Annotated in this window: 20 protein-coding genes and 1 pseudogene; 12 read left to right on the top strand and 9 right to left on the bottom strand. The window is 61.9% G+C overall.

The features are described from left to right. Nucleotides 1-24: 24 nt before the first annotated feature. A complete protein-coding gene (locus tag J5M71_RS10675; RefSeq protein WP_207832104.1) occupies nucleotides 25-672 on the bottom strand; it encodes a BON domain-containing protein in 648 nt (215 codons plus the stop codon). A 196-nt stretch (nucleotides 673-868) separates the two neighbouring features. Here J5M71_RS10675 and J5M71_RS10670 point away from each other — a divergent pair, with 196 nt between their 5' ends. The 7 genes from J5M71_RS10670 (at nucleotide 869) to J5M71_RS10640 (ending at nucleotide 7,658) form a co-directional block, all read left to right on the top strand. Continuing rightward, entirely contained in the window at nucleotides 869-1,123 is a 255-nt protein-coding gene (locus J5M71_RS10670; protein WP_207832102.1) for a hypothetical protein, read from the top strand. Between the two features lie 5 nt (nucleotides 1,124-1,128). Then, the gene (locus J5M71_RS10665) at nucleotides 1,129-3,411 is read left to right on the top strand and encodes a heavy metal translocating P-type ATPase (RefSeq protein WP_207832100.1); all 2,283 of its coding nucleotides are present in this window, start codon (nucleotides 1,129-1,131) and stop codon (nucleotides 3,409-3,411) included. A gap of 110 nt (nucleotides 3,412-3,521) precedes the next feature. Further along, nucleotides 3,522-5,141: a chaperonin GroEL gene (gene groL / locus J5M71_RS10660; protein WP_207832126.1), complete on the top strand. Its 1,620-nt coding sequence runs from the start codon at nucleotides 3,522-3,524 to the stop codon at nucleotides 5,139-5,141. Nucleotides 5,142-5,169: 28 nt separating this feature from the next. Then, nucleotides 5,170-6,060 (top strand): universal stress protein, encoded by an 891-nt coding sequence (locus J5M71_RS10655; RefSeq protein WP_207832098.1) that lies wholly within the window; start codon nucleotides 5,170-5,172, stop codon nucleotides 6,058-6,060. Between the two features lie 148 nt (nucleotides 6,061-6,208). Then, nucleotides 6,209-6,646, top strand: coding sequence for a YeeE/YedE family protein (locus J5M71_RS10650; protein ID WP_207832096.1), 438 nt, complete (start codon nucleotides 6,209-6,211; stop codon nucleotides 6,644-6,646). A 1-nt stretch (nucleotide 6,647) separates the two neighbouring features. Continuing rightward, entirely contained in the window at nucleotides 6,648-7,067 is a 420-nt protein-coding gene (locus tag J5M71_RS10645; protein WP_207832094.1) for a DUF6691 family protein, read from the top strand. A gap of 90 nt (nucleotides 7,068-7,157) precedes the next feature. Continuing rightward, complete coding sequence (locus tag J5M71_RS10640; RefSeq protein WP_207832092.1) at nucleotides 7,158-7,658, top strand: peroxiredoxin; 501 nt, start codon at nucleotides 7,158-7,160, stop codon at nucleotides 7,656-7,658. Between the two features lie 167 nt (nucleotides 7,659-7,825). Here J5M71_RS10640 and J5M71_RS10635 read toward each other — a convergent pair whose 3' ends face one another. Next, nucleotides 7,826-8,656 carry an oxidoreductase gene (locus J5M71_RS10635; RefSeq protein ID WP_207832090.1) on the bottom strand — a complete coding sequence of 277 codons (831 nt, stop codon included), beginning with the start codon at nucleotides 8,654-8,656 and terminating at the stop codon, nucleotides 7,826-7,828. A 127-nt stretch (nucleotides 8,657-8,783) separates the two neighbouring features. Here J5M71_RS10635 and J5M71_RS10630 point away from each other — a divergent pair, with 127 nt between their 5' ends. Further along, nucleotides 8,784-9,674 (top strand): LysR family transcriptional regulator, encoded by an 891-nt coding sequence (locus J5M71_RS10630; RefSeq protein WP_207832087.1) that lies wholly within the window; start codon nucleotides 8,784-8,786, stop codon nucleotides 9,672-9,674. A gap of 39 nt (nucleotides 9,675-9,713) precedes the next feature. On the opposite strand, the gene J5M71_RS10625 is transcribed toward J5M71_RS10630, so the two are convergent. Beyond that, nucleotides 9,714-10,154 carry an Lrp/AsnC family transcriptional regulator gene (locus tag J5M71_RS10625; RefSeq protein WP_207832085.1) on the bottom strand — a complete coding sequence of 147 codons (441 nt, stop codon included), beginning with the start codon at nucleotides 10,152-10,154 and terminating at the stop codon, nucleotides 9,714-9,716. Nucleotides 10,155-10,297: 143 nt separating this feature from the next. Here J5M71_RS10625 and J5M71_RS10620 point away from each other — a divergent pair, with 143 nt between their 5' ends. After that, nucleotides 10,298-13,366: an aminotransferase class III-fold pyridoxal phosphate-dependent enzyme gene (locus tag J5M71_RS10620; protein WP_207832083.1), complete on the top strand. Its 3,069-nt coding sequence runs from the start codon at nucleotides 10,298-10,300 to the stop codon at nucleotides 13,364-13,366. Nucleotides 13,367-13,412: 46 nt separating this feature from the next. Here the strand turns inward: J5M71_RS10620 and J5M71_RS10615 are convergent. Then, nucleotides 13,413-13,502, bottom strand: a pseudogene (locus J5M71_RS10615) (protease); the annotation flags it as partial. Between the two features lie 207 nt (nucleotides 13,503-13,709). Between J5M71_RS10615 and J5M71_RS10610 the strand changes: the two are divergent. Continuing rightward, nucleotides 13,710-14,006: a DUF6555 family protein gene (locus tag J5M71_RS10610; protein ID WP_207832081.1), complete on the top strand. Its 297-nt coding sequence runs from the start codon at nucleotides 13,710-13,712 to the stop codon at nucleotides 14,004-14,006. A 234-nt stretch (nucleotides 14,007-14,240) separates the two neighbouring features. Here J5M71_RS10610 and J5M71_RS10605 read toward each other — a convergent pair whose 3' ends face one another. Continuing rightward, nucleotides 14,241-15,038, bottom strand: coding sequence for an SDR family oxidoreductase (locus J5M71_RS10605; protein ID WP_207832079.1), 798 nt, complete (start codon nucleotides 15,036-15,038; stop codon nucleotides 14,241-14,243). Between the two features lie 108 nt (nucleotides 15,039-15,146). Here J5M71_RS10605 and J5M71_RS10600 point away from each other — a divergent pair, with 108 nt between their 5' ends. Then, nucleotides 15,147-16,100 carry a GlxA family transcriptional regulator gene (locus tag J5M71_RS10600; RefSeq protein ID WP_207832077.1) on the top strand — a complete coding sequence of 318 codons (954 nt, stop codon included), beginning with the start codon at nucleotides 15,147-15,149 and terminating at the stop codon, nucleotides 16,098-16,100. 49 nt (nucleotides 16,101-16,149) lie between these two features. Here J5M71_RS10600 and J5M71_RS10595 read toward each other — a convergent pair whose 3' ends face one another. The 3 genes from J5M71_RS10595 to J5M71_RS10585 form a co-directional block, all read right to left on the bottom strand. Continuing rightward, entirely contained in the window at nucleotides 16,150-17,754 is a 1,605-nt protein-coding gene (locus J5M71_RS10595) for a hypothetical protein (protein WP_207832075.1), read from the bottom strand. Nucleotides 17,755-17,824: 70 nt separating this feature from the next. Continuing rightward, a complete protein-coding gene (locus J5M71_RS10590; protein ID WP_207832073.1) occupies nucleotides 17,825-19,561 on the bottom strand; it encodes a hypothetical protein in 1,737 nt (578 codons plus the stop codon). Then, nucleotides 19,558-21,384 carry a tyrosinase family protein gene (locus tag J5M71_RS10585; RefSeq protein WP_207832068.1) on the bottom strand — a complete coding sequence of 609 codons (1,827 nt, stop codon included), beginning with the start codon at nucleotides 21,382-21,384 and terminating at the stop codon, nucleotides 19,558-19,560. The genes J5M71_RS10590 and J5M71_RS10585 overlap by 4 nt, the downstream gene beginning before the upstream one ends. A gap of 159 nt (nucleotides 21,385-21,543) precedes the next feature. On the opposite strand from J5M71_RS10585, the gene J5M71_RS10580 reads away from it, so the two are divergent. Continuing rightward, entirely contained in the window at nucleotides 21,544-22,023 is a 480-nt protein-coding gene (locus J5M71_RS10580; RefSeq protein WP_207832066.1) for an Lrp/AsnC family transcriptional regulator, read from the top strand. Between the two features lie 276 nt (nucleotides 22,024-22,299). Here the strand turns inward: J5M71_RS10580 and J5M71_RS10575 are convergent, their stop codons facing one another. After that, complete coding sequence (locus tag J5M71_RS10575; protein ID WP_207832065.1) at nucleotides 22,300-24,132, bottom strand: hypothetical protein; 1,833 nt, start codon at nucleotides 24,130-24,132, stop codon at nucleotides 22,300-22,302. Between the last annotated feature and the right edge of the window lie 3 nt (nucleotides 24,133-24,135).

Genomic DNA, 24,135 nt, shown 5'->3' with positions numbered 1-24,135 from the left:
TCGTCCCCCCCTCCGGGCTGAGTGCTATGCAATCAACAGGAAGTCTTCGACTTTGCTTACACCCGGTACTGACCAGGCTGCGCGCTCGACCACTTCCCGTTCACGAAGCAAATGCACCTTGCCTTCTAGCCTGACCACACCCCCGTTGACGGTGACGCGGATGCCTTCGGCCTGAATCTCTGCGCTGCGCTTGAGGGCTTCCTCGATGTGGTGCTTGATATCGCCGGCATTGGCCCGTGCCTTCAAGGTGATGCGGTTGTGTACGCTAGCCACGCCCGACAGGCGCCACACGGCCTGTTCTATTACCTCCTTCTGGTATTGCCAGTCCAGCTCGCCTTCCAGGGTCACAGTGCCTTTGTGCACGGTAACCTTGATGCCCTCTACATTGGCATCCGAGCTCCAGGCAATGATTTTCAGGGCGCGGTTGGCAATCGTGTCGTCGGCCGTACCCTCCAGCTTGTTCAGTCGGACTTCAATTTCTTCGGCCAGCCCACGCACGCCTTTCATGGCTTTGACAGTGCGCTCGGCGCTGACCTTCTGAGCATAACTGTTGACATGGCCGGAAAGCGTGACCACGCCGTCCTCCACCGTCACACCGATGCTCGCAGCATTGATGTCCGGCTGAAACTCCAGTTCTTCGAGTACCAGGTCGCGCAGTTCGAGATCGTTCATGATGAGCTCCAGTGTCAGATCCAGAAGTGGGTTGGAATGCCTTGAGCCCTTTTTTCTACGCTCCAGCGTTGTTGGGCGATTGACAAAGGTCAAGGTGACGCGCTGACAGATACCTCATGAGATTGATAAATGTCAGGCTGCCGCGGGCGGTGCTGTCGATACTCAGGATGTCTTGGGCACGCGAAAGGGCATCTACATGCAACGCTATCTGCTTGTCGGATTGACGAGCCTGCTGCTGGCATCCTCCCAGGGATGTACGCGTTGGCCTGCCGAGGAATACGATGCACGTCTGGAGTCGGCTGAAAACAACGCGGCGACCGCCAGGCTGCGAGCCGACCAGGTCTGCTACCGGATCGATCTGGTCGAGCAGACCGCCAACGAGGCGCTGCGCAGGGCTACCCAGGCCGAGGACCAGATCCAGCAGTTGCTCCGCCAGGCCAAGCACAAGTAGCTGCCATGTCACGTCGATGGCTAGACCCGGTCCTGTTGCTGGTGTGCGTTCTGGCCTTGCTGGCCGGTGGGCTGGCCTATGCGGCGCAACAGCCCGCCTGGGCCTCTGTGATCTGGGCCGGTGGCAGCGCGATCATGGCAGTGGTGCTGGCGGTGGAGATGACTCAGCGCCTGGCCAGACGCGAGGCGGGCATCGATCTGATCGCGCTGATGTCTATCGGCGCAGCCTTGGCTCTGGAGCAGATGCTGGTGGGGGCGGTGGTCGCACTCATGCTTGCCACCGGCCGTGCGTTGGAGGTGCTCAGTTTGCGTCATGCCGAGCGCGAGTTGCGCGCACTGATCGACAGGGCTCCCCAATGGGCCTGGGTTCAGGAGCACGACAGGCTGCGAGAGGTGCCCGTGAGCGAAGTCCGGCCTGGCCAGGTCGTGCTGGTACGACTTGGTGAAGTGGTACCGGTGGACGGACGCCTGCAGACGGAACAGGCGACCCTCGACGAGGCCGCGTTGACTGGCGAATCGTTACCCGTCACCCGCCATGCTGGCGAGTCCGTGCCCAGCGGTGTGATCAACGCGGGCGCGCCGTTGCTGTTGCTGGCCACGCACACCGCCGCGCAGAGCACCTACGCCGGCATCGTGCGTCTGGCCGAAACAGCACGCCAGTCACGAGCACCCTTCGTGCGCTTGGCCGACCGTTACGCGCTGGCGCTCATTCCGCTGACGCTGTTCATCGCCGCGCTGGCTTGGTGGGCCAGTGGCGATGTGCAACGGGTGCTGGCTGTGCTGGTGGTTGCCACGCCTTGCCCACTGATACTGGCAGTACCGATAGCCATTCTGTCAGGTATTTCCAGAGCCGCGCGGCGCAACATCCTGGTGCGCGATGGCGAGGTGCTGGAAGCGCTGGCCGGGATCCGTCATGTGTTCCTCGACAAGACCGGCACCCTGACCAGCGGCCATGCCCAGTTGCAATCGATCGAGGTCAAAGGAGAGGGGACGCCTTTGCAGATCTTGCAACTGGCCGCGTCGTTGGCCCAGGCATCCACCCATCCGATTGCCCAGGCGATTGTTCACGCTGCACGCCTGCGCAATCTGGCGCTGACACCTGCACAACAGGTACAGGAAAGCCCTGGCCTGGGGCTTGCCGGCAATGTGCAGGGCAAGGCCGTCCGCTTGGGGGCCCTGGCTTACGTGCGCAATGGCACAGACGATGGCAGCTGGGCTCAGGCGCGTTTACAGCAACTGGACTACCTGGCCAACAGTGGCAGTTTCGTGGCGGTCGACGGTGCGTTGAAAGCTGTGCTGCGGCTTGCCGACGACCTGCGTCGGGAAACACCCCAGACCTTGCGTCTGCTACGTGCCCGCGGCATCGACAAGATTGTCATGCTGACCGGAGATCGCCCGGAAACGGCCGAGATGATTGCTCTGACAGCGGGCATCGACGAACTTCGTTCAGGGCTTTCTGCGCAGGACAAAGTTCGCCTGGTCCAGCAAGGCTGCCGCAGTGCACCGACGCTGATGGTCGGTGATGGCATCAACGATGCGCCGGCGTTGGCTGCAGCCGATGTTGGCGTTGCCATGGGTGCCACTGGTGTGACTGCCTCGGCGCAGGCCGCCGGTGTGGTCTTGCTGGTCGACAGGCTCGATCGGTTGGTCGAGGTACTGGATATCGCCCGGCATGCCGTGCATATCGCCCGGCAGGGGGTATGGGTGGGCATGAGCCTGTCATTGCTGGCTATGCTGGTCGCCGCAGCCGGTTACCTGCCAGCATTGATGGGGGCGGTGCTGCAGGAAGGTATCGACCTGTTGATCATCATCAACGCCTTGCGCGCGCTTGGTCCCTTGGCGAACCGACGGCACAACGTGCTCTCCGTGGAAGACCTGAACCGGATGCAGGATGAGCATCGGGAACTCGACGGGCTGCTGACGCAGCTTAGCCAGATGGCTTGCGACTTCGCCAGGCGCCCTGTCGTGCAGGCTCGGGCCGACCTGCGCGAGCTGGTCGGTGCGCTGCACGACCTACTGGAGCGGCACGAGCGCGACGACGAACGCCGCTTGTATCCGGCGTTGAGCCGTTTCATTCCCGGCGAAGATCCACTGTCTGCAATGAGCCATACCCATCGGGAAATCTTTCGGCTCATCCATCTGCTGTCGTGCATGAGCCGGGATTTCAGCCGGGCGGCCGACAGCCCGAGCGCCGACGATATCCAGCACCAACTCATCCGTCTGGATACTCTGGCCAAGCTGCACTTTGACCAGGAAGAAGCCTTGTATCGATATCTGGATCGCCGCTGAGCAGCGCTTCAGCTGCCCTGATGGGTTGACAAAAATCAAGCATCAGGGGGGTGGAAGCGAGATGCTGGCAGCATCCGCGATCAGTCCTGACCTGCATGGGAGGCGACGTCATGCCCCACAGCAAAATCCTGTTCCGTTCCGCCGCGCGGGAAAAAATTCTAAGTGGTGCCACTCAGCTTGCCGATGCCGTACGCGTCACCTTGGGGCCAAAATCCAAATCGGTGCTGATGCAGAGTAGTTGGGGGAGGCCGACCGTCTGCAACGATGGGGTGACCATCGCCAAGCGGGTCGATCTGCAGGACCCGGAGGAAAACCTCGGCGCCCAGATGTTGCGCCAGGCGGCCGAGCGTACCGGGGAGGCGGTGGGCGATGGCACCAGCACCGCGACTATCCTGGCCCACGCGATCCTGGCCGATGGTGTACGTAATGTGGTGGCAGGGGCCAGTGCCATTGACCTGAAACGTGGCCTGGACAAGGGGCTGGCATTGGTCATGAAATCGCTGCTGGCGCAATCACGCCAGGTCAGCACGCTCAAGGAAAAGGCCCAGGTGGCGACCTTGTCGGCGCATAACGACCCGTTGATCGGTCAGTTGGTCGCTGATGCCCTGGAGAAGGTCGGGGTCGAGGGCGTGGTCAGCGTGGAGGAATCCAAAACCACCGAGACCGTGGTCGACATCATGGATGGCATGCGCTTTGACCGAGGTTATGTGTCTCCTTACTTTGTGACTGATACCGAAAAGATGCAGGTAGAACTGACCGATGCTTGTGTCTTGCTTTGCGACCACAAGATAGGCGCACTCAATGACTTGCTGCCCTTGCTGGAGCAAGTGGCGAAAAGCGGCCAGCCGCTGGTGGTGATCGCCGAGGACATTGACGGCGAGGCGCTGACCACGTTGGTGGTCAACCAGATTCGCGGGGTGCTGCGAGCAGTGGCGGTGAAGGCTCCCGGCTATGGCGATCGGCGCAAGGAAATGCTGCAGGACATCGCCGTGCTCACGGGGGCGACCCTGGTTTCAGCGGAGCTTGGCGTCAATCTCGATACGCTGCAGTTGTCCCAGCTGGGCCAGGTGCACCGTGCGGTGGTGTTGAAAGACAGCACGGCGCTGATCGGGGGCAAGGGAACCCAGCAAGCCGTGGCGGCACGGATCGCGCAAATCCGGGTTCAGATCGAGGCCTGCACCAGCGATTATGACCGGGAAAAACTTCATGAGCGCCTGGCAAGGCTTGCTGGCGGCGTGGCAGTGATACGTGTGGGCGCACCCAGCGAAACGGAGATGAAGGCGCGCAAGGATGCGTTGGATGACGCCTTGGCCGCCACCCGTGCGGCTATTGCCGAAGGCATAGTACCAGGCGGTGGTCTGGCCTTGCTCAAGGCCGTGCCTGCGCTGCTCGCCGAAGAGGCAGGTAGTGAAGGCGATACGCGCACTGGCCTGCAAATACTGCGGCGGGCGCTGGAGGCTCCAGCGCGAATGATCGCCGAAAATTCCGCAGTCGACGCGGGCGTGGTGGTGGCACGCATGCTCGCCGAATCGGGCAGTATCGGTTTCGATGCCGCGGCCAACGCCTACGTGGACCTGTATGAAGCCGGGATTATCGACCCCACCAAAGTGGTGCGCATCGCACTCGAGAACGCCGTGTCGGTCGCCAGTATCCTGCTGCTGACCGAGGCAACCATGACCGACATCCCCGAAAAGACACCGCCTTTGATGCAACCCCCCTCGCCTGAGTGATCAGGCGAACCGACCGTTGGAGGCAACCATGAGCCACTATCAACGCCTGCTGCTGATCCTGCATCCGGCATTGCGTCAGTCCAGTGCTTTGGAGCAAGCTGCCGCCCTGGCCAGGTCAAGTTCGGCCAGCCTGCATATCGTCGGCCTGCTGGAGTCGCTGGATAAACTCAGGTTCCTGGAGACAGGTGATCGTCTAGCGGAGCGGCAGGCCTACCTGCAATCCCAGCAGCAACAGCTTGAAAGCCAGGCGCAAGCGCTACGCGCTTCGGGCATGCAAGTAACGAGCGAAGTTGCCTGGAGTAGCGATCTGCAGGCAGATATTCTGGAGCATGCGCTGGAAATGCAACCGGATCTGTTACTCAAGCAGGTCGATCACGAGCCGGTACTCAAGCGAGCTTTCTTTACCCCATTGGACTGGAAGCTGCTGCGCCATTGCCCGATCCCGGTCTATCTATTGGGGGCTGCCAGGCCCGCTATGCCACGGCAGATAGTGGCGGCAGTGGACGTAGCGGATTCGTCACCTGAGGGCGAGGCGCGCAATGACAGCATTGTCCAGCAGGCCAACGCCTTGGCCGTGCAGACTGGAGCGCAACTGGATCTGCTGCATGCCTGTGACCTGACGATGGCCTACATGGGCGATATGGGCTACTCCATGTGGGCAGTCGGCGATGTTGGCGAACAGTTGCGGCAGACCCTCGAGGCTGACTTCACGGCGCTGGCCGACCGTTATGGTGCCCCGGCCGAACGCCGCCACTTCGTCCTGGGCCGCCCGGTCACCGTGCTCAGCGAGTACGTGGAGACTCACCCTGTGGACGTCATTGTCATGGGCAGGCCTTTTGCAAAGGGGCTGGACCGGCTGTTTGGCAGCACCACCGAGCACGTTTTGTACCAGCTATCCTGCAATATTCTGGCCGTGTAGGGCCCTGGGCCGACGAAGTGCGCGATTCGCTGCAGTTGCCGTTCGATGAGCTGGCCGATGCCCACGGCATCCCCCGGGATAATCTTGAATTTATTCTGTTTGTGTTGAAACTTCATCGTTCTCTATTCCTGTTGCAGGGAGAAACACGATGGCAATTGATTTGCTGGCCTTCACGCCATGGTCCGCTCTGGCCGGTGGTGCGTTGATCGGGCTGGGGGCTGGTTTGTTCGCGGTGATGAACGGCCGTATTGCGGGAATCAGTGGATTGCTTGGTTCGATGTTGCAGCGAGGCGGGGAAGGGCGCAGAGAAAAGCTGGCCTTTCTCTTGGGATTGCTGGCAGCACCGCTGTTGTGGGGGATATTTGCCACGCTGCCGTCCCCCCGCTTCACCACGGCATCTGGGACCCTCATCATGGCAGGGCTGTTGGTAGGCCTCGGCACGCGCTACGGCAGCGGTTGCACCAGCGGCCACGGCGTTTGCGGCCTTTCTCGCCTGTCACCACGTTCGGCCGTGGCAACGCTGTGCTTCATGGCAACCGGTTTTGCCACGGTGTATGTCGTCCGACACCTTGTACAAGGGGGCTGACATGCCTGTCATCAGTGGGTTTATCGCCGGGGTGCTGTTCGGCGTTGGGTTATTGCTGGCGGGGATGGCCGACCCTTCCAAGGTGCTCGGTTTCCTCGACATTGCCGGAGAGTGGGACCCTTCGCTGGGGCTGGTGATGATCGGGGCCATTGCTACGGTTTGGTTGCCGATGCGCTGGGCGCGCCGACATTCAACGGCATTGCTGGGTGGGGTGATGCAGTTGCCCGAGCGACGCGATGTGGATCGCCGTCTTATTGGTGGCAGCCTGGTATTCGGCGTTGGCTGGGGGCTTGCGGGTATCTGCCCGGGGCCGGCACTGGTTCTGCTGCCTGCCGGTTACTGGCAGGCCTGGCTGTTCGTCGCTGCGATGCTGGTAGGCATGACATTGTTCCAGTGGATTCAGACACGCCGTGACACCTGACTCCGGGATTGTCTGAATAAACCGCTGTATGTACGTACCCTGGTGGGTTGCTGCATCATGCCTGGCCATTTACCGCTCAAGGAAACAGCGATGATCAAGCCCGGCGATACACTGCCCGACGTAACGCTTTACGAGTACAGCAACGGAGAGGGCGCCTGCGCGATCGGCCCGAACGCGTTTTCCCTGCACGAACGCTGCAAACAGAAAAAGGTAGTGATTTTCGGCTTGCCAGGTGCCTTCACGCCTACCTGTTCGGAGCGGCATGTACCAGGTTACGTGGCTGCGGCACAGGACCTGTTCGCTGCCGGGGTTGCCGAAATTCTCTGTGTTTCAGTCAATGATGCATTCGTCATGAATGCCTGGGGCGTGAGCCTGCAGGTGGGCGAGGAGGTCAGGATGATTGCCGATGGCAACGGTGAATTCAGCGAGGCGCTGGGTCTGTTGCAGGACCTCTCTGCGCGCGGCATGGGCCGACGTTCGCAACGCTATGCCATGTTGGTCGACGATCTGGTGGTCAAGCACATTGCGGTCGAAGCACCCGGCAAGTTCGAGTGCAGCGATGCCGCAAGCATGTTGGCATTGCTGCGTTAGTTCCTGAGCCCTGAAGGCATGCGCGGTTCCGGTGGGAGATTGCGCAAGCGATCCTCGTACCCTGTGGGAGCGGCTTTAGCCGCGAAGACTCCAACGCGGTGCATGGCACCGGCTGCGCCGGTGTTCGCGGGCACGCCCACTCCCACAAGGAACGCGCGGGGTAACGGCTACGCAGCAAAGTCGGTAGAGAGGGACAGGTCCCGCCACTGGGCCAGCTCTTGCTCCACTGCGCTGTTCTTGGCCTCGATGCGCGCGACGGCATCGCTGCCCAGCGCCAGGCGCAGTGGCGGGTTCGCTGCATTGGCCACGGCCAGCAGGGCTTCAGCCAGCTTTGCAGGGTTGCCCGGCTGGGCATGGTTGGCCGCCTCGGCGTAGTGGCGCATGACACCGACGGTGGCCGCGTAGTCAGGCAGCTCAAGGGCCGTCTTCACCAACGACTGGTCATCCAGGAAGTCGGTACGGAAGAAGCCCGGCTCGACCACGGTCACCTTGATCCCCAAGGGAGCCAGTTCCTGGTGCAGCGCTTCGCTGATGCCTTCGACAGCGAACTTGGTCGAACCATACACGCCCCAGCCCATGTAGGCCTGGTAGCCGCCGAGCGACGAGATGTTGATCACGTGGCCACTGCGTTGGCGACGCATGTGAGGCAATACCGCACGGGTTACATTGAGCAGCCCGAAAACGTTGGTGGCGAACAACCGTTCGGTTTCGCTGGCGCTGGTTTCTTCTACCGCACCGAGCACGCCATACCCGGCATTGTTGACCAGCACGTCGATTTGCCCGAAATGCCTGATGCCAGCTGCGACCGCTGCATGGGCGTCCTCTTCGCGGGTCACATCCAGGCGCACGGCCAGCAGGTTCGGGTGCTGGCCAAGACGAGCCTGGATGTCCTCCGGGTTACGCGCCGTTGCAATGACGGCGTCACCCGCTGCCAGGGCCTGTTGGGTGATCAGGGTGCCGAAACCGCGGGAAGCGCCAGTAATGAGCCAGGTACGCATGTCAACTCCTCCTGTATCCGACCCTGCACCATGCGGGCCTTCTTGATGAGTTGAACGAACTTTAAAATCTGTGGATTGCTGTGATAATCCCATGAATATCACATGGTCCTTTGAGTGAATTTCAGCAATGAAACCAACCAGCACCGCAGACCTGTCTCTGTTCCTGTGCATTGCCCGCCACCTGAATTTCAGCCGCGCGGCGGTCGAGCTGGGCCTTACGCCTTCGGCCTTGAGCCATGCGCTGCGGGCCCTGGAAACCCGCCTGGATGTTCGCCTGTTCAACCGCACCACGCGTAGTGTGGCGCTTACCGAGGCAGGGGAGCGTCTTTATCAGAGGCTGCAACCGGCCTTTCGTGACATCGCCGACGCGCTGGAGGACCTCAACAACTTCCGCGACAAACCGTCGGGCAACCTGCGCATTACCGCCGGGCGCGCCGCAGTGGAACTCGCGCTGCTGCCCCTGGCCAATCGTTTTCTGGCGGCGTATCCGGATATACGCCTGGAAATCGTCAGTGACGATGCGTTGGTGGACATGGTGGGCACCGGCTTTGATGCCGGCGTGCGCCTGGGGGAGCGGCTCCAGGCGGATATGGTTTCGCTACCCATCGGCCCTAACCTTCGTTCGGTCGTGGTAGCGGCGCCTGCGTTCTTCGATCGGCATCCTGTTCCACAGCACCCGCAAGACTTGAAGCAACTGCCTTGTATCGGGCACCGCTTTCCTGGTGGCGCACTTTATCGATGGGAGTTCGAGCGCGGGGGCGTGCAGCTGGAGGTCGATGTCCAGGGGCCCTTGGTATTGAGTGATGTCAGCCTGATGCTGACGCCTGCCTTGCAAGGGGTCGGCCTGGCTTATGTGTTCGAAGACATGGTCAAGGAACACCTGGAGCGTGGCCATTTGCAGCAGGTGCTGGGGGACTGGTGTCACTACTACCCGGGGCTGTATCTGTACTACCCGAGCCGCCGCCAGGTGCCCGCGGCGTTGAAGGCCTTTATCGAGTTCGTACGGGAGCAGCACTAGCCGGACGTCTGGCTGGTCGCCCGGGCGTGCGACAGGCCGTCATGCACCTTGGCGGTCGATATCGCGGCGCAGTACGACCGAAGTGGTAATGTCATCCACTGATTCGTGGCGTGCCACATTGTCCCGTACCTGGTTGAGGTCATCGATGGTTCGGGTCTCGACTTCGACCACCAGGTCGAGCTGGCCGCTCACCGAGGACACGCGGCGCACACGTGCGTCGGTTGCCAACTGGTCGAGCAGCCCCATGGCCGGGGTGCGATGCAGCGTTACCAGCAGGATCGCGCGGATCACGTTCGCATCGATTTCGCCGATGTCCGCGCGATAACCACGAATGATCCCATTGCGCTCCAGGTTGGATACCCGCTCGGTAGTGGCACTTCTGGAAAGGCCGATCCGGCCAGCCAAGGCCTTCATGGCAATGCGAGCGTCCTTTGAAAGTATTTCCAGAATCTCACGATCTTTTGCGTCCAGGTCGCGCATTGCAACACCTAATCAGCACACCGTTTTTATGCCGGCGAGAACCGGCATTATGCTTGTCGATCACGACGGTATGCAGGGTGTCCGTTTCGGCCGTGCGTGACAAGCTATTGAAAAAACTATTTGCTCGCACGGAACGTGATGACATGACAGACCTATCCCACCCGGCACCTCGGTTTTCGGCAGGCGATGCAGAGGGCCTTGCCCAGGAACTCTTCAACGTCACCGGCATCGCAACACCTCTGGACGGGGAGCGTGATTGCAACTACCGCCTGCGCACCGGCGTTGATGCAGGCTGGATTCTCAAGATCGTCAATGCCAGCGAGCCCAGGGTTGAAAGCGAGTTTCAAACCGCGCTGCTCGACCACCTGGCGGTTCAGGGCGCTCACCTGGGGGTGCCTCACCTGAAGGCAAGTGTTGCCGGCGACTTTCTGCCAACCGTGGCCAGTGCCACTGGTGAAACGCACGCTGTGCGCCTGGTCAGCTGGTTACCCGGGACGCCACTGGCAGAGGCCAAGCGGTCCTTCGAGCTGATGAGGAACTTTGGCCGGGCACTGGGTGAACTCGACCGCGCCCTGCAGGGCTTCATGCATCCGGGTGCAGTTCGGCAGCTGGACTGGGATTTGCGCCATGCCGCAGGAGCCCGTTCACGCCTGCATTTCATCCCCGGTGCGGAGCGTCGGGCGATTGTCGAACGGTTCATCACCCGGTTCGAACAAAGCGTACAACCCAGGCTGGCATCGCTGCGCGCCCAGGTGATCCACAACGACGCCAACGACTGGAACATACTGGTCGACGCCGAAACCAACCGTCAGGTGACCGGCTTCATCGACTTCGGCGATGCAGTGCATACCGTGCTGATTGCCGAAGTGGCGATTGCCAGCGCCTACGCCATTCTGGACATGGACGATCCTGTCGGTGCTGCGGCTGCGTTGGTGGCCGGCTTCCATGAGACGTACCCCCTGCAGCCAGAAGAAATCGATGTGCTGTTCAACCTGATCGCCATGCGCCTGGTCATCAGCGTCACGTTCTCTGCTTCCCGGCATGATCAGACAGCAGACAACCCCTACCTGGCGATCAGTGAGGCACCCGCCTGGCGCCTGCTCGAACAGCTGGATTCGATCAATCCAAGGCTGGCCACCGGCATTCTGCGCAAGGCCTGTGGTTTCGATGCCGTCGAGGGCGCGGGCGCTGTTCGCCGCTGGCTTGCGGATAACCACAAGTCCTTTGCCGACCTGGTGCGACCGTCAGCTGCAATCCTTGGCAAGGTGATTGCCCCATTTGGCGACGCTAACCATGAAATGACCCTTGCTTCGGCCGAACAACGCCCTGCAGATGCGGCCTGCTGGTGGGATGAGTTCTCCGCCGCGCACCAGGTGCCGCTGGCGATCGGGCCGTGGGGCGAGCTGCGTAGCATTTATACCGGTAGCGCCTTCGAGTCACGCTTCATCAAGGGCCAGCGCCGTACACTGCATGTCGGTGTCGACCTGGTGATGGCCGCAGGTACGCCGTTGTACGCCCCCGTCGCCGGCACCGTCAAAAGCGTTGAAGTCGAGCGCGACCCGCTGGGCTATGGCGGGTTGGTGATGATCGAGCACGCGCCACCCGGTTGCCCGGCATTCGTGACCCTATGGGGGCACATGGCCCATGAGGTGCTCAAGCGCTTGAGCGTCGGCGACAGGATCGAAGCCGGCGAGCTGGTTGGCTACATGGGCACGGATCATGAAAACGGCGGATGGATTCCGCACCTGCATCTGCAAATAGTGACCGACACCCAGCTGACGGCGGGCGAAGTCATCGGGGTGGGTGAGCCAGAATACCGCGAAGTCTGGGCCGATTTGTTCCCTGACGCATCGATGCTGGCCGGTATCCCGCCCGAAACCTACCACCAGGAAGGAATGACGAAGGCACAGCTCATCTCCAGGCGTAAAGAGCTGCTGCTGCCTAACCTGTCGATTTCGTACACCGACCCGATCAAGTTCGTGCGTGGCGATGGCGTGTGGCTGATCGACAACTTCGGCCGGGCCTACCTGGACTGCTTCAACAACGTCTGCCACCTGGGCCATAGCCATCCCGACGTGGTAGAAGCCCTGGCGCGCCAGGCTGCGCGGCTCAACACCAACACCCGTTACCTGCACGACAACATCGTCGAGTACGCCGAGCGCCTGACGGGGACCCTCCCTGAGGGCCTGTGCGTTGCGTCCTTTGCCTGTTCGGGCAGTGAAGCCAACAGCCTGATGCTGCGCATGGCACGTAACTACACAGGCCGTGACGAGGCGATCGTACTGGACTGGGCTTACCACGGCACCACCCAGGAGCTGATCGACCTGAGCCCGTACAAGTACAAGCGCAAGGCAGGCAAGGGCAGGGCGGCGCATGTTTATGAGGCAATGGTCCCGGACAGCTACTACGCACCTGAAGACTGGCCAGCGGCAGAGCATGGCAAGCGCTTTGCCGAGTCCGTGGCCGAGCAACTGCAGGCCATGCGCAAAGCCGGCAAGGCGCCTGGGTTCTTCCTGGCGGAGTCCATCCCGAGCGTGGCGGGGCAGGTGTTCCTTCCCGAGCACTACCTCAAGCAGGTATACGCCATGGTGCGCGCCGAAGGTGGGTTGTGCCTGGCCGATGAGGTTCAGGTCGGGTTTGGCCGCGTGGGTAGCCATTGGTGGGCGTTCGAGACCCAGGGCGTGGTGCCGGATGCCGTGTCCATGGGCAAGCCGATTGGCAATGGCCACCCGATGTCGGCGGTAGTGACCACGCGCGAGGTTGCCGATGCCTTCAACAACGGCATGGAATATTTCAATACCTTCGGCGGCAACCCGGTGTCGTGCGCGGTGGGGCTGGCTGTGCTCGACGCAATCGAACGTGACCAGTTGAAAGAGAATGCCCTGAACGTTGGCAACTACCTGCTCGACGGTTTTCGCAAGCTTCAGCAGCAGTTCGATGTGATTGGTGATGTGCGCGGGCTGGGCCTGTTCCTTGGCATCGTGCTGGTCACTGACCGGCAGTCTAAGGCGCCGGCTACGGCGCTGGCCAGGAGGGTGGCAGACGGTGCCAGGGCGCGTGGCGTGTTGATCGGCACCGAAGGCCCGCATGACAACGTGTTGAAAATGCGGCCGTCAATGATCTTCAGCCGGGCCAATGCGGACTTCCTGCTGGAGGTGCTGAAAGACAGCTTTATCGCGGCGACGCTTGAGCAGGCCTCTGCTGTCGACTGAGCATAGTTGGCCGGGTGGCTCTGGAACTGATCACCACTTCTTCATCGTTGTGGCTTTTCACCAGTTTTTGCGCGCCGGGTATCAGGCGTACGCCACCAGGCAGCACGACGGCGTCGTAAAGATCGCGGTGGGCGCTTGTCACGCACCGGTGCGACCCAGTTGTTCATTGGTCAACACCGCCTCCGGCGCCGCGACGGTAAATGCGTTGGCTCCGGAGCAGCGTGTGCATTGAAAGGTCGTGGAAACAAGGCGATGAATAAGCACGATGACCAGTCGGTCAAAATTAATGAATCTTTTTACGCACGGCTCGCTCCATTAGTCTGAATCGACCAAGGAGAGTCCAATGGCAGGACAGCAGTTGTATGTGATCGAGTATGAGCTTCATGGGGAATTTCGCACCTTCATCATCCGGCTGGAGCGTATGGACAACGCTGAGGCATGGCACTGGGCAAGTTGCGATGCGGGGGTCGGCATCATTCCGCGGTTCGGCCAGCACCAGATAAAGAAGGTGAGCCGGCCGATGGCTGAGCGCTATGGTATCAACAATGTGCGTTGGCGGGCGTCAGGAGAAGGGCCCGAGTTCGTCGCTCCCCCCATTGATGTAAAGAAATTCTCGAATAGCGGTACGGGCAATACCTGAAGCCGGTTGCGCAGTAGGCCTGTCTGCAGTTTCGAGCAGGCTTTCGTTCATGGGTTCGCTTCTCAGGTTTCGAGACACGATCATCCTCGCTTTCAGGAGACAGCGCGTGCCGCGAATCGGGGCGGGCGTATGGGGACGCGTTTGAGGCTGCTGGCACCGTTGCTGATAATCGGGTAGCTGTCGCCCTGGTTGAACGGCCGACAGCTTCACCCGTGCTGGTGTCAGCAATCCTGATCAATCGGCGTTGTAACGTGGGGCAAGCCGATTGCTGGACAGTTGGCCGAACAGGGCTTGCCGGCTTGCCTCGTAGCGCTCGAATGACTGCAGGTCATGCATCGAAGGGATGGAGATCAGTACCTCGTCGTCAAAGTCCTGCAGGGCACCGTCCACCAGATCCTGGGCCGACATCACGATGCCTGGATCCAGGTTTTCGACCGGCAAGCCGCCGATCTGCCAGAAGTCGGTGGCGGTGGCCCCTGGCAGTACCGCCTGGATCCTGATGCCTTTTTCCGCAAGTTCCTTGTGCAGTGACTGGGTAAAGGCAGTGACGTAGGCCTTGCTGCCACCGTACACACCGTTGAGCAACTCCGGCGCCAGGCTGACAACGGACGAGATGTTGATCAGGGCACCTTGCTTGCGCGCGACAAATCCTGGGATGGCCGCGTAGGTAAGGCGGGTGAGGGCGGTGACGTTGAGGGTGATCATTTCAGCCATGCGCTCGACATCACTTTCCAGCAGGCTGGTGTGAGTGCCGATGCCCGCGTTGTTCACCAGCAGGCTGATGCTGGCGTCCTCGCGCAATTTGCGCTCTACCTTGGCCAGATCATCCGTGTTTGCCAGGTCTGCCGGAAATACCTCTACGTTCTGCCGGGTTTCGGTAGTCAGCCGGCTGGCCAGGGTGTTGAGGCGCTCCCGGTTGCGGGCGACCAGCACCAGGTCGTAACCCCGACGTGCCAACCGTTCTGCGTAGATCGAACCGATGCCGGTGGAGGCGCCAGTAATGAGTGCAGTGCCTTTGAATTGCTGCTTCATGATCATGCTCCGTTGTGTGGATGTGGAGCCCATGATGCAGAGGTTCGTACTTGTCTTAAACGACACATATGTTACGTTTTCAGGACATCGAATCATGGAGCTGCAACCATGCACCGGGTCGGCTATCTCATAACCGAAGGTTTCCAGATCATGTCGCTGGCAACGCAGGCCGTGTTCGAGTTCGCGAACATTGCCGCGGGCGAAACGGTTTACAAGATCCAGAATTTTTCCGTCGGGGGCGGCACGGTGCGTTCTTCCCTGGGCATGTACATGGACACGCTGCCGTTGGGGGCTCCTGGTTTGGCGGATACCTGGATGATCACGGGTACTCTGACCCCGCTGACTCCGCCAGGCGATGAAGTGCTGGCCAGCGTTCGAGGCTTTGTCGACGGCGCCCGCCGCATCGCAGGCCTGTGTACCGGCTGTTTCGTGCTGGCCCAGGCCGGCGTGCTGGATAACCGGCGGGCCACGACACACTGGGCTTATGCGAAAAAGCTGCGTGAACTGCACCCGAAGATTGAGGTGGAAGAAGACCGAATCTTCATTGTGGATGGCCAGATCTGGACGTCCGCCGGAATGACCGCCGCCCTGGACATGGCGCTGGGTATGGTGGAGAAAGATCTGGGAACCGAGTTGGCCAGGTCAGTGGCACGAAAGCTGGTGATGCATCAGCGCCGCTCCGGTGGGCAATCGCAGCATTCCGAGCTGCTGACGCTTGCGCCGAAGTCTGATCGGATTCAGAACGCCTTGGATTACGCCCGCAAGCATTTGAATCGCCCGTTGAGTGTCGAGGAGCTCGCAGAGTCCGTGCATCTGAGCCCCCGGCAATTTACCCGTGTATTCACTGCCGAAACAGGTCAGTCGCCCGCCAAGGCTGTGGAGAGCCTGCGTCTTGAGGCTGCCCGTTTGATGATCGAGCAGAGCCGTCACAGCCTGGATGTGGTAGCGAAGGAAACCGGCTTCAGGGACCGCCGGCATATGCGTGAGGTGTTCATTCGTGGCTTCGGTGTCCCGCCTCAAGCCGTACGAAGAGATGCCCGGCGGGTGGTATCGGCCGGATAGGGCTGACAAGGCCCTGTTCGGGGCGATCGGTGATCGCCCCTTTTGCGGTTCAGGGGCGGTCCTTGAGGGTTTCGAAGGCTTTGACGCTTTTGATCAGGCTTTTGGTGCTGGCGGAACCGGCACTGTTGAACAGGAAAGAGAAGTCCGAGGCCAACGAAGGGCTGCCGGCAATCGTCGCGTACTGATGGCACTGGTTGCAGTCATCACCCTGTACGTAAGTCTCCATGGTGGTGTTGGCCACCGGCACGTTGCCCTGGCTGATGAATGGCCCGTACGACAGCGGCACTTGCGCGTTGGCGCCCGGTTCCGGGCTGGGCGGATTGGGGGCGAGGGTCCAGAGTACGTTGATCAGCTTGTAGTACTGGAACACCGACTGGCCTTGGCTGTGCTGCGCGAAGTTGGCTTGCACCGCGCTGTTGAGGGCCTGCAGGTCGCTGGGTACGGGGTGTTCGCGGGTGGTCTGTACCGGCTGGTCGCGTGGGAAGAGATCGGTGCATTGCTTATCGGGATGGTGTTGCTTGCACTGGATACGGGCTTGGTTCGGTGTGCACTCGGGGCCACTGCCACAGTCAGGGTTGTTGAAGGCAAAACCGTTCGGTGGGGTTTGTTGCGGCGGGGCCTGGGCCGGTTCAGGCACGTTGTCGACCTGCTCGAAAGTGGTCCAGATGAAGTTGGGCGAAGCCTGGGTCTTGTTGATGATATGCAGGCCCACCAGCCCCACCACTTCCTGGGTGCAGTTCAGGGTATCGGGGCGTTTGAGCCAGGCGACGGTGGTCAGGTAGCGCCCGAACAGTTCGGGTTTGCCGGTCAGCACCCGCCAGGCGGCCTTGAGCTCGATCGCGCCCAGCTGCTCCTGCGGGACAGGGGACGGAGGCAGCGAGCGCATCGGTTCGCCGATTGGCAGCGACAGCCCCTCCGGTGTCTTGCCGTCCTGGTTTTGCGCCACCTTCAACTGGTTGGCGGCGTCGTAGAGCCCCTTGTCGACGATGTAGTCGAACTCGGCCTTGCCTACCTTGCGCTCAAAAAACACCAGGTTGCCAGACTGGTCCGTCAACCAGCCGCCGGACGCTTCCATGACCGGGTCGGGAATGGACGCGAGTGTTCCGGTAGACAGGTGGAATCGGTGCAAGGCATTGATCGCGCCTTCGGAGGTGGCGTTCATGAACTTGCGTGCGCCTACCTTGAGTGACTTGAGGCTACCCTGAGTGCTGCAACCGGACGGCACCAGGGTTTGTACGCCCCAGCCAGTGGGCGTGGGCGCGCCGGGCAGGAAGATGTCATTGGCGTCCTTGTAGCTGGCCCATACCGGGGCCACGCTCATGGGTTGGCCCGGTGCGGAGGGGACACCGAACTGCGCCAGCGTGCTGTTCATGTCGGGTTCGCCCGCCAGGCTGGCGGTGGCCGGCCAGCCGGGGTTCACCGGCCAGTTCAAGGCAATGAACAGCTGCCAGCCAAAGCAGTTCATGAACGCCTGGCTGGTGGCATTGAAGTTGTTGACCGGCAGGAATCCCCCGCTGGCCGGGTTGAACACCAACTGCTGCTGCACACAGGCGTCGGCATCCGACAGCGTGGCTGCCGTGGCGGGTTGCGGGGTCGACAGGCACAGTAAAATGCCGCACAGCAGCGACAGAAGACTCAAGCGTGACCTGGACATCATTGCGCTCCTTGCAAGCTGTGAAGCCGCACCCGAAGGTGCGGCGGTAGAGAGGCGAGACTGGCGTGGTTCAGGCGCCAGGCACCAGCGCCAGGCCGGATTCCCAAGGGTGGTCTGCCGCGCTCACGTTCACGTCTTCATCCGGATTGAGCGCACGCACCGTCACCAGGCCGGGGGCTGCGGTGGGGCTGACCGTGATGGTCAGGATGTAGGCCTGTGTGCCGCCGGCGTTGGTCTGGCCGGGAATGGCCGACGCGTCGGGCAGGTACTGGGTGACCTGCGCGGTAACCCCGGGGTTGGAGAATTGCACCCTGGCATTCTGCGCCGTGGTGGTCTTGTCGGCGCCTTGCACCACCAGCACGAACTGATTGCTGCTGCCCGGTGCAAGCCAGGCGGGCAGGTCGGTGGGGGAGTTTCCGTAGAACAGGTCCAGCGGCAGCAGTTGCACCGGCCAGGGTTGCAGGCCGGCCACCCGGTCCTGCACGCATGGGAAGGATTGAGGTGTGACGCTGAGCGGTTTGACGGTGACGCTCAGGCCCACCAACAGTTGTTGGGCGATGACCCACACATAGTTGACCTTCTGGTTGTTGATGGTGATGTCATTGATCGAGAAGCCGGCGCTTTCCGGCACCTCGAACACCGCCTGCAGGATCTGGTCGGAGCCGTTGGCGGCCGACTTGGCCGTACCGCGGGTGATGCGCCAGTACTGGCTCACGTCCTGGCCTTGCGGGCCCTTCCAGGCGCTGAAGTCGGTGGGTTGTTGCAAGTACAGGCCAATGGGGTTGGTCAGCGACAGTCGGTTGTTGACCGCCGTGGTATTGGCCATGAAGCCGATGTGCGGGTCGGAGTTGCGATAGTTCTGCCCGTACTGCGCGCAGCAGATCAGCGACTGGGCATTCTGGCTGCTGCTCACCGGGCGCAAGATGGTGGCGGCGGCGGCCAGGTACACCTCGGCACTGAGGGTATTGGGGCCGGATGTCAGGTGCATCGCTCCGCCGTACTGGCCGGGCACACAGGCGGTTCCGGCGTTCCATTTGTTGACGGTGTCATAGGCCGGCTTGCCGGTGGTGGGGTCCATGACCGGATCGCCGGCCTTGCCGGTCGGGCAGTCTTCGGCATAGCGCAGGTACAGGTCTTCGAGCTGCACGCTCGGGTCGATGTATTCGCGGTACAGGCCCAGGACCGCGTTCGGGTCGATGCGCCACATGGCCAGGAAGTACGCGGGGTTTTCACAGGTGAAGGTGATCTTGCGCATGTTGCCGTTGGCATCGCGCACGATCGACCACTCGCAGTACTCGTCGAGCCAGCCCCGTGGGCCGGAAGGTGTGAAATCCTTGTACGTGCCATTCCAGGCGATGCTGGGGCAGCGCTTGACCGGCAGTTGCAGCACAGTGCCCTTTTTGTTCGGGTCGTAAAGCGTGTAGAGGGTGTTGTCGAGGGTGATCTGGCCGTGGTCGGCCAATTCCATCACCTGGTCCAGGGTCATGGCCTTGCCGCCCAACTGGGGAATGACCGCCGCGCCGTTGTTGTAGAAGAACGTCCACAGGCGGTTGGGGAAGGGCGCCCAGGTGATCGCGGGTGGGGTCACGTCGCCGAAGCCCTCTACGAGCGGGTTGTAGTAGCCCGAGCGGGGAGCGTCGTTCAGGCCCGACCAAGGGTTGCCGATGATGGACGATTGGGTCCAGCCGGTGAGGTTGTTGTTCCAGTCGGTTTCAAACTGCGGCAACTGGTCTTCCAGGCCCAGCTTGTTGTAGTCCTTGGGGGCTTGTCCGGCGGGAGAGGTGAACTGCTTGAAGGGCGTGCTCATGTCGGTTCTCCTGGTGTGCGTGAGGTGGAAGCAGAGCAGCAGCCGGCGACCGGGGGCGGGCCGGCGAGGGTCTGGCGCGGGTCGTCCCACACCAGTTGGGCGATGAAACCGGGCAGGGTCGTGTATTCGTCAGGCGTCAGCACGCGGCCACTGTCGAGGTGGGTCACCACCAGCGACAACTGCACCGCATCGCCGCGGCCAAGGCCCAACGCAGCAGCGTTGCGGGCTGCATTCAGTGCGCGCGACACGCCATGGGTGATGCATCGGCCCTTGTCGTCCACCAGCCCCATGCCGATACGGCTGAAGCGCCCCACGTAATGCGGGTTGTCGGCGCTGACGTGCTGTGCGGTGGCGTCGGGCTGGTCGAGAAAGACGTCGATCAGATAGGTGTCGTGGGTGCAACGTACGTGATCGAACACCACCCACGGCCCGGGCCCTGCGGCATTTTCCGCGGCGCTGGCGGCCATTGCGCTGTGCTTGCAGCAACGGTTGGTAGCCGCCTTGGGCGCGCCAAATTGTGGGGCCACCGGCGCACCATAGTCGTAGCCGATGTGCCGGCTGTCCTGGGCCATGTCGCCGAGGGTGGTGTAGCGCCAGGCGTCGGCGCTGGTGAAGGTGACCTGCGCGGCGTCGCGGCCGGAGAAGGGCTGGAGCAAGCACTGTGTGGTGAATTGCGCCCCGGGGTTGGCCCTGATCCAGACCTCGAGCATGCGGTCGATGTTGGCGTGATAGGAGCAGAAGACCGGGTCGAAGGCGGTGTAGGCGTTGTCGGCCATGTCGCCACCGATCCAGCCGTGATAGTTGTCGTGGGGTTGCTCGTACAGTCCGTCGAAGTTAAGCGCACGATTGGGGTACAGGCTGTCTTGCTGAGGTGGGTCGAACACCGGAATGTTGGCCCACGGGTAACCGGGCACACCCTGTGGTTGGCTGAAGGTGGTGAACTTCAGGGCATCCACCACCTGTTGCTGGAAAATCCGGCTCATACCGTACAAGCGGGTGCGCTCCGGGCGCGAGTCGTCACCATGGGTGTAGAACAACCGGTCGCGCTGTACATAGCGGCAGTCCACCCCGTTGACCGCGCCGCCGGCGCACACTTTGGAACAACCATCCTTGGCGGCCGCGTAGCGCAGGGGATTGGGCCGGGTTTCGCCAGTGTGCGGGTGCACATAGGTTTCATCGAGGAACGCCTGGGGCAGGCCGGCCTGCGGGCTGCCGTCGACACTGGCATCTTCGGCCATCCAGTCCCAGTAGGGGATGGCGCAGTCGATCAGTTGTTCCAGGTACAACAGGTATGCCCGGTGCCACAGGGCAAACGCCTCCTGATAATGCAGGCACCAGTTGGTGTGGATATAGGCGTAACGTTGCCAGGGTGAACCGCTGTCGGGGTCGCCCACCTGCATCACGTCGTCCAGGCGGGCGCGGTACAGGTTCAGCTCCTCAAGGCTGAGGGCACGGATGTCCTTTCTCACCCGCTTGACCGGTTGTGGCAGGTCCGGTGGCGGAATGCGTTCGGCCAGATCGAAGGGAGAGCTGGCGTCCAGGCGCCAGCCCTGGTTGACCCACAACCTGAATGTTTCCAGCGCGTCGATCGGCCAGAACTGCTGCTGGTCGAGGGTCAGCGGCATGTTGCGCGAGGCCAGGTGCTGGTAGATGGTTTCTGACCAGGCTTTGACCGAGTCGGGGTCGTCCAGGTAGACGAAATAGGCGTTCATGCACCCGGTCCAGGAGGCCGCCACGGCCGCACGCTGCGCGGCGGGAATCCAGTAAGGCGCGGTAAAAAGGCCGTGGATGTCCGCGGCCCATGTCGGTTTCGCGATGATCATAAGGTCCCTCTCATGCGCCCCGCAGGCCATATCTGGCCGGGCTGCTAAGCTCAGTTGATGGTAAAGGGATGGCACGCAGGGAATCGTGCAAATTGGCCCGTCCTTGCGGCGGATTCATTGCAGTTTTTCAAGGAAGACACGTGAAAAATGACAGACGCCATGGATCTGAAAATTCTGGGAAAGCTGCAAAAGGATTGCAGCCAGAATCTGGAGTTGCTGAGCGACAGCGTCGGGCTGTCTTCCACCAGTTGCTACCGGCGCATCAGGCGCCTGGAGAGCGCAGGTATCATCAAGGCCAAGGTCGCGATACTGGACGAGCGCAAGCTGGGCATTCAGGTGACCGCCTTCTTCCTGGTCAAGCTGGACCGCGACAGCAACGACATCGACCGCAAGATGCAGCACATCCTGGCCAGCCACCCGGAGATTCAGGACTGCTACCTGATGACGGGCGAGTTCGATTTCGTGATGGTTGCCAAGTTTCGCGATGCCACCGAGTACACCGACTATATCTACCGGTTTCTCGACACCTACCGGGATATTCCGATTCGCACGTACTCTTCCACACTGGTGGTGCGTACGGTTAAGAAGTCCTATGAGTTGCCGCTGGAAGGGGGGCTGCACCGGGCTGTCGATGCCTGACCGCTGGAAGGGGGGCTGCACCGGGCTGTCGATGCCTGACCAAGGAAGCCAGTGCGGTGCATGGTACCCCAAGCACCCGCGCAGGCCGGAACCAGCTTGCCCAATGGTGCTGGACGCCGCACCCAGAGCCCTGAGGTGCCGCCGTACCCTATCATGGTGCGGCTGCATTGCAGGTTCCAGCTCGGCCGCATCGATGATGCCCTTTGCCTTGGTGGGGTATCTACTTGTTGGATGCCCACTAGCGTATTGACCGAGTTGGTCGACCATGGTGGCAGATCACTTCGTCGTCACCGCACTGAACACCGGTACATTCTGCCCTGCGGCGTTCTGCACCAGCATCGCCAGTGGCTGCAGGCCATTGGCGTCAGCGCTGCCACTGCGCGCGGTCAGGGTCAGGTTGCCGAAGGCACAGCTGAGGGTAGCGGTGCTGCTACCGTCGTTGAAGACCAGTTTGATGTTCAGCTCGCTGGTGCTCCAGGTGAAACCCTGCCTGGCCAGGGTCAGGGTCGCCAGGTCGTCGCTGCGGATCAGGGTCCAGGTGCCGGTGGAGGCTCCACGGTCGAACGCGAGCACGTTCCTGATCAGCGGCCCGTTCGTGCCGCCACTGACCTGGCTGGTGGAGACGAAGGTCTGTATGTACCCGGGAGTGCTGTACACGGTCTGTGACTGCGAGGTCATCTGGTCCTGGAACCCGGTGATCAGCAATATCACGTCGCCCGCACTGTTCAAACCGATGGTCTGTGGCGACTGGCCCGGCGTGCCATTGAGCTGCTGGGTCTTGACATTGCTCGCCTGCCATTTGCCGGTGACCTGTACGTTGGGGTTGGCGCCTTCGAATGCAGCAACCCGCGGGCTCACCGAGAAGCTATTGATCACCGGTGCATTGGCGATGACGCTGACAGTCTGCTGGGCATTGGGCACCTTGTTGCCGTTGAAGTCGTAGCCGTCGAGGGTGTAAGTCACGGTGTCGTCCGGCTGCGGGTCCGGCTCCCAGGCGTTGGCGTTGGCCGGCACCACGACCTGGTAGGGCGTGTTGTCCTGGCTCCAGCTGATGGTGCGCTTGGACAGGGCGAAGGTTTGCCAGTTCAGCTGCACCGGCGTGCCCTGCCTGATCACGCTGGCGTTGAGGGTCATGAAGCGCAGGATGCCCGGGGTCGGCGCCTGCTTGACCAGCGCCACGGTCTGGTAGCCGTCCTGGTAGCCGGGAATGTTGCTCCATTGCAGGTAGGCCAGGGTGGTGCCGGCCTTGAGCTGGGTGACGATGTTGCCCAGCATGAATTCGAAGCTGGCCTGCTCGCCGGTGCCGAGGATCTGCTTGTTGGTCAGCTGGTCCGGGGTCAGGGTCCAGCTCGGTGAGCCCTGGGTACTGGGCGCGATGGACCAGCGGTTGCCGTAGTCCTGCACGGTCTGGCGGGTGAAGCTGGCGGCCCGCTCCGCCGAGGTGAGGGCGCCGAAACCGTCGCCTTTGTCGGCATAGACGAAGGACAGGGTGAAGCTCGGCGCCTGGGGGCCCCAGGGCACGTCCTCCGGCACGATGGGCGTGTCCGGCGATGGGTTGCTCAGGCGGAACACCAGCGAGCAGGTCATTGGCGAATCGGCCTTCTCGGTGATGTAGATGACGTTGCCGCCATTCAGGGCGAAAACCAGGTTCAGCGGCAGCAGCTTGCCCGGATCGTTCTGCGCCATCACCGGCAATTGCACCGAGTCGCCGTCGCCGAACCAGCAATCGACGGTCACCTGGCGCGGGCCGGGCTGGCCGTTGATGTTGACCCCGTCCAGGGTCACGGTCAGTTTCGCCTTGTCCTTGAAGGTACTGTTCTCTGCCTGGGCCAGGCACCACACCGGCCCCTGCGGGGTGTTCTGGAACTGCGGGGTCCAGCCTGGGCAACTGATCTGCACCGTGGCCGGGTCGCTGACCAGGCTGCCGAGGAACAGGTACAGCAGGCTGGTGTTGCTGTCAGCCTCGGTCTCCAGCACCGGTGGGCTGCCGACCAGCTCCAGGTCGGCGCCGCTAGCGTTGGTCAGGGTCAAAGTCAGGGTCTGCGCCTGGTTCAGGTAAGCCACGGGCTTGCCGTCCTTGTTGGCGATGCTGTACTCGATGGCACTCATCCG

Source organism: Pseudomonas sp. 43(2021) (assembly GCF_017490805.1).
GTDB lineage: Bacteria > Pseudomonadota > Gammaproteobacteria > Pseudomonadales > Pseudomonadaceae > Aquipseudomonas.
Note: the sequence above shows the minus strand (reverse complement) of the source record. Positions and strands in the feature narration are given on the sequence as shown.

Excerpts from the sequence above, each read along its gene's own strand:
- J5M71_RS10675 (WP_207832104.1), bottom strand. The coding sequence starts at position 672 with ATGAACGATCTCGAACTGCGCGACCTGGTACTCGAAGAACTGGAGTTT.
- J5M71_RS10670 (WP_207832102.1), top strand. The coding sequence starts at position 869 with ATGCAACGCTATCTGCTTGTCGGATTGACGAGCCTGCTGCTGGCATCC.
- J5M71_RS10665 (WP_207832100.1), top strand. The coding sequence starts at position 1,129 with ATGTCACGTCGATGGCTAGACCCGGTCCTGTTGCTGGTGTGCGTTCTG.
- groL (WP_207832126.1), top strand. The coding sequence starts at position 3,522 with ATGCCCCACAGCAAAATCCTGTTCCGTTCCGCCGCGCGGGAAAAAATT.
- J5M71_RS10655 (WP_207832098.1), top strand. The coding sequence starts at position 5,170 with ATGAGCCACTATCAACGCCTGCTGCTGATCCTGCATCCGGCATTGCGT.
- J5M71_RS10650 (WP_207832096.1), top strand. The coding sequence starts at position 6,209 with ATGGCAATTGATTTGCTGGCCTTCACGCCATGGTCCGCTCTGGCCGGT.
- J5M71_RS10645 (WP_207832094.1), top strand. The coding sequence starts at position 6,648 with ATGCCTGTCATCAGTGGGTTTATCGCCGGGGTGCTGTTCGGCGTTGGG.
- J5M71_RS10640 (WP_207832092.1), top strand. The coding sequence starts at position 7,158 with ATGATCAAGCCCGGCGATACACTGCCCGACGTAACGCTTTACGAGTAC.
- J5M71_RS10635 (WP_207832090.1), bottom strand. The coding sequence starts at position 8,656 with ATGCGTACCTGGCTCATTACTGGCGCTTCCCGCGGTTTCGGCACCCTG.
- J5M71_RS10630 (WP_207832087.1), top strand. The coding sequence starts at position 8,784 with ATGAAACCAACCAGCACCGCAGACCTGTCTCTGTTCCTGTGCATTGCC.
- J5M71_RS10625 (WP_207832085.1), bottom strand. The coding sequence starts at position 10,154 with ATGCGCGACCTGGACGCAAAAGATCGTGAGATTCTGGAAATACTTTCA.
- J5M71_RS10620 (WP_207832083.1), top strand. The coding sequence starts at position 10,298 with ATGACAGACCTATCCCACCCGGCACCTCGGTTTTCGGCAGGCGATGCA.
- J5M71_RS10610 (WP_207832081.1), top strand. The coding sequence starts at position 13,710 with ATGGCAGGACAGCAGTTGTATGTGATCGAGTATGAGCTTCATGGGGAA.
- J5M71_RS10605 (WP_207832079.1), bottom strand. The coding sequence starts at position 15,038 with ATGAAGCAGCAATTCAAAGGCACTGCACTCATTACTGGCGCCTCCACC.
- J5M71_RS10600 (WP_207832077.1), top strand. The coding sequence starts at position 15,147 with ATGCACCGGGTCGGCTATCTCATAACCGAAGGTTTCCAGATCATGTCG.
- J5M71_RS10595 (WP_207832075.1), bottom strand. The coding sequence starts at position 17,754 with ATGTCCAGGTCACGCTTGAGTCTTCTGTCGCTGCTGTGCGGCATTTTA.
- J5M71_RS10590 (WP_207832073.1), bottom strand. The coding sequence starts at position 19,561 with ATGAGCACGCCCTTCAAGCAGTTCACCTCTCCCGCCGGACAAGCCCCC.
- J5M71_RS10585 (WP_207832068.1), bottom strand. The coding sequence starts at position 21,384 with ATGATCATCGCGAAACCGACATGGGCCGCGGACATCCACGGCCTTTTT.
- J5M71_RS10580 (WP_207832066.1), top strand. The coding sequence starts at position 21,544 with ATGGATCTGAAAATTCTGGGAAAGCTGCAAAAGGATTGCAGCCAGAAT.
- J5M71_RS10575 (WP_207832065.1), bottom strand. The coding sequence starts at position 24,132 with ATGAGTGCCATCGAGTACAGCATCGCCAACAAGGACGGCAAGCCCGTG.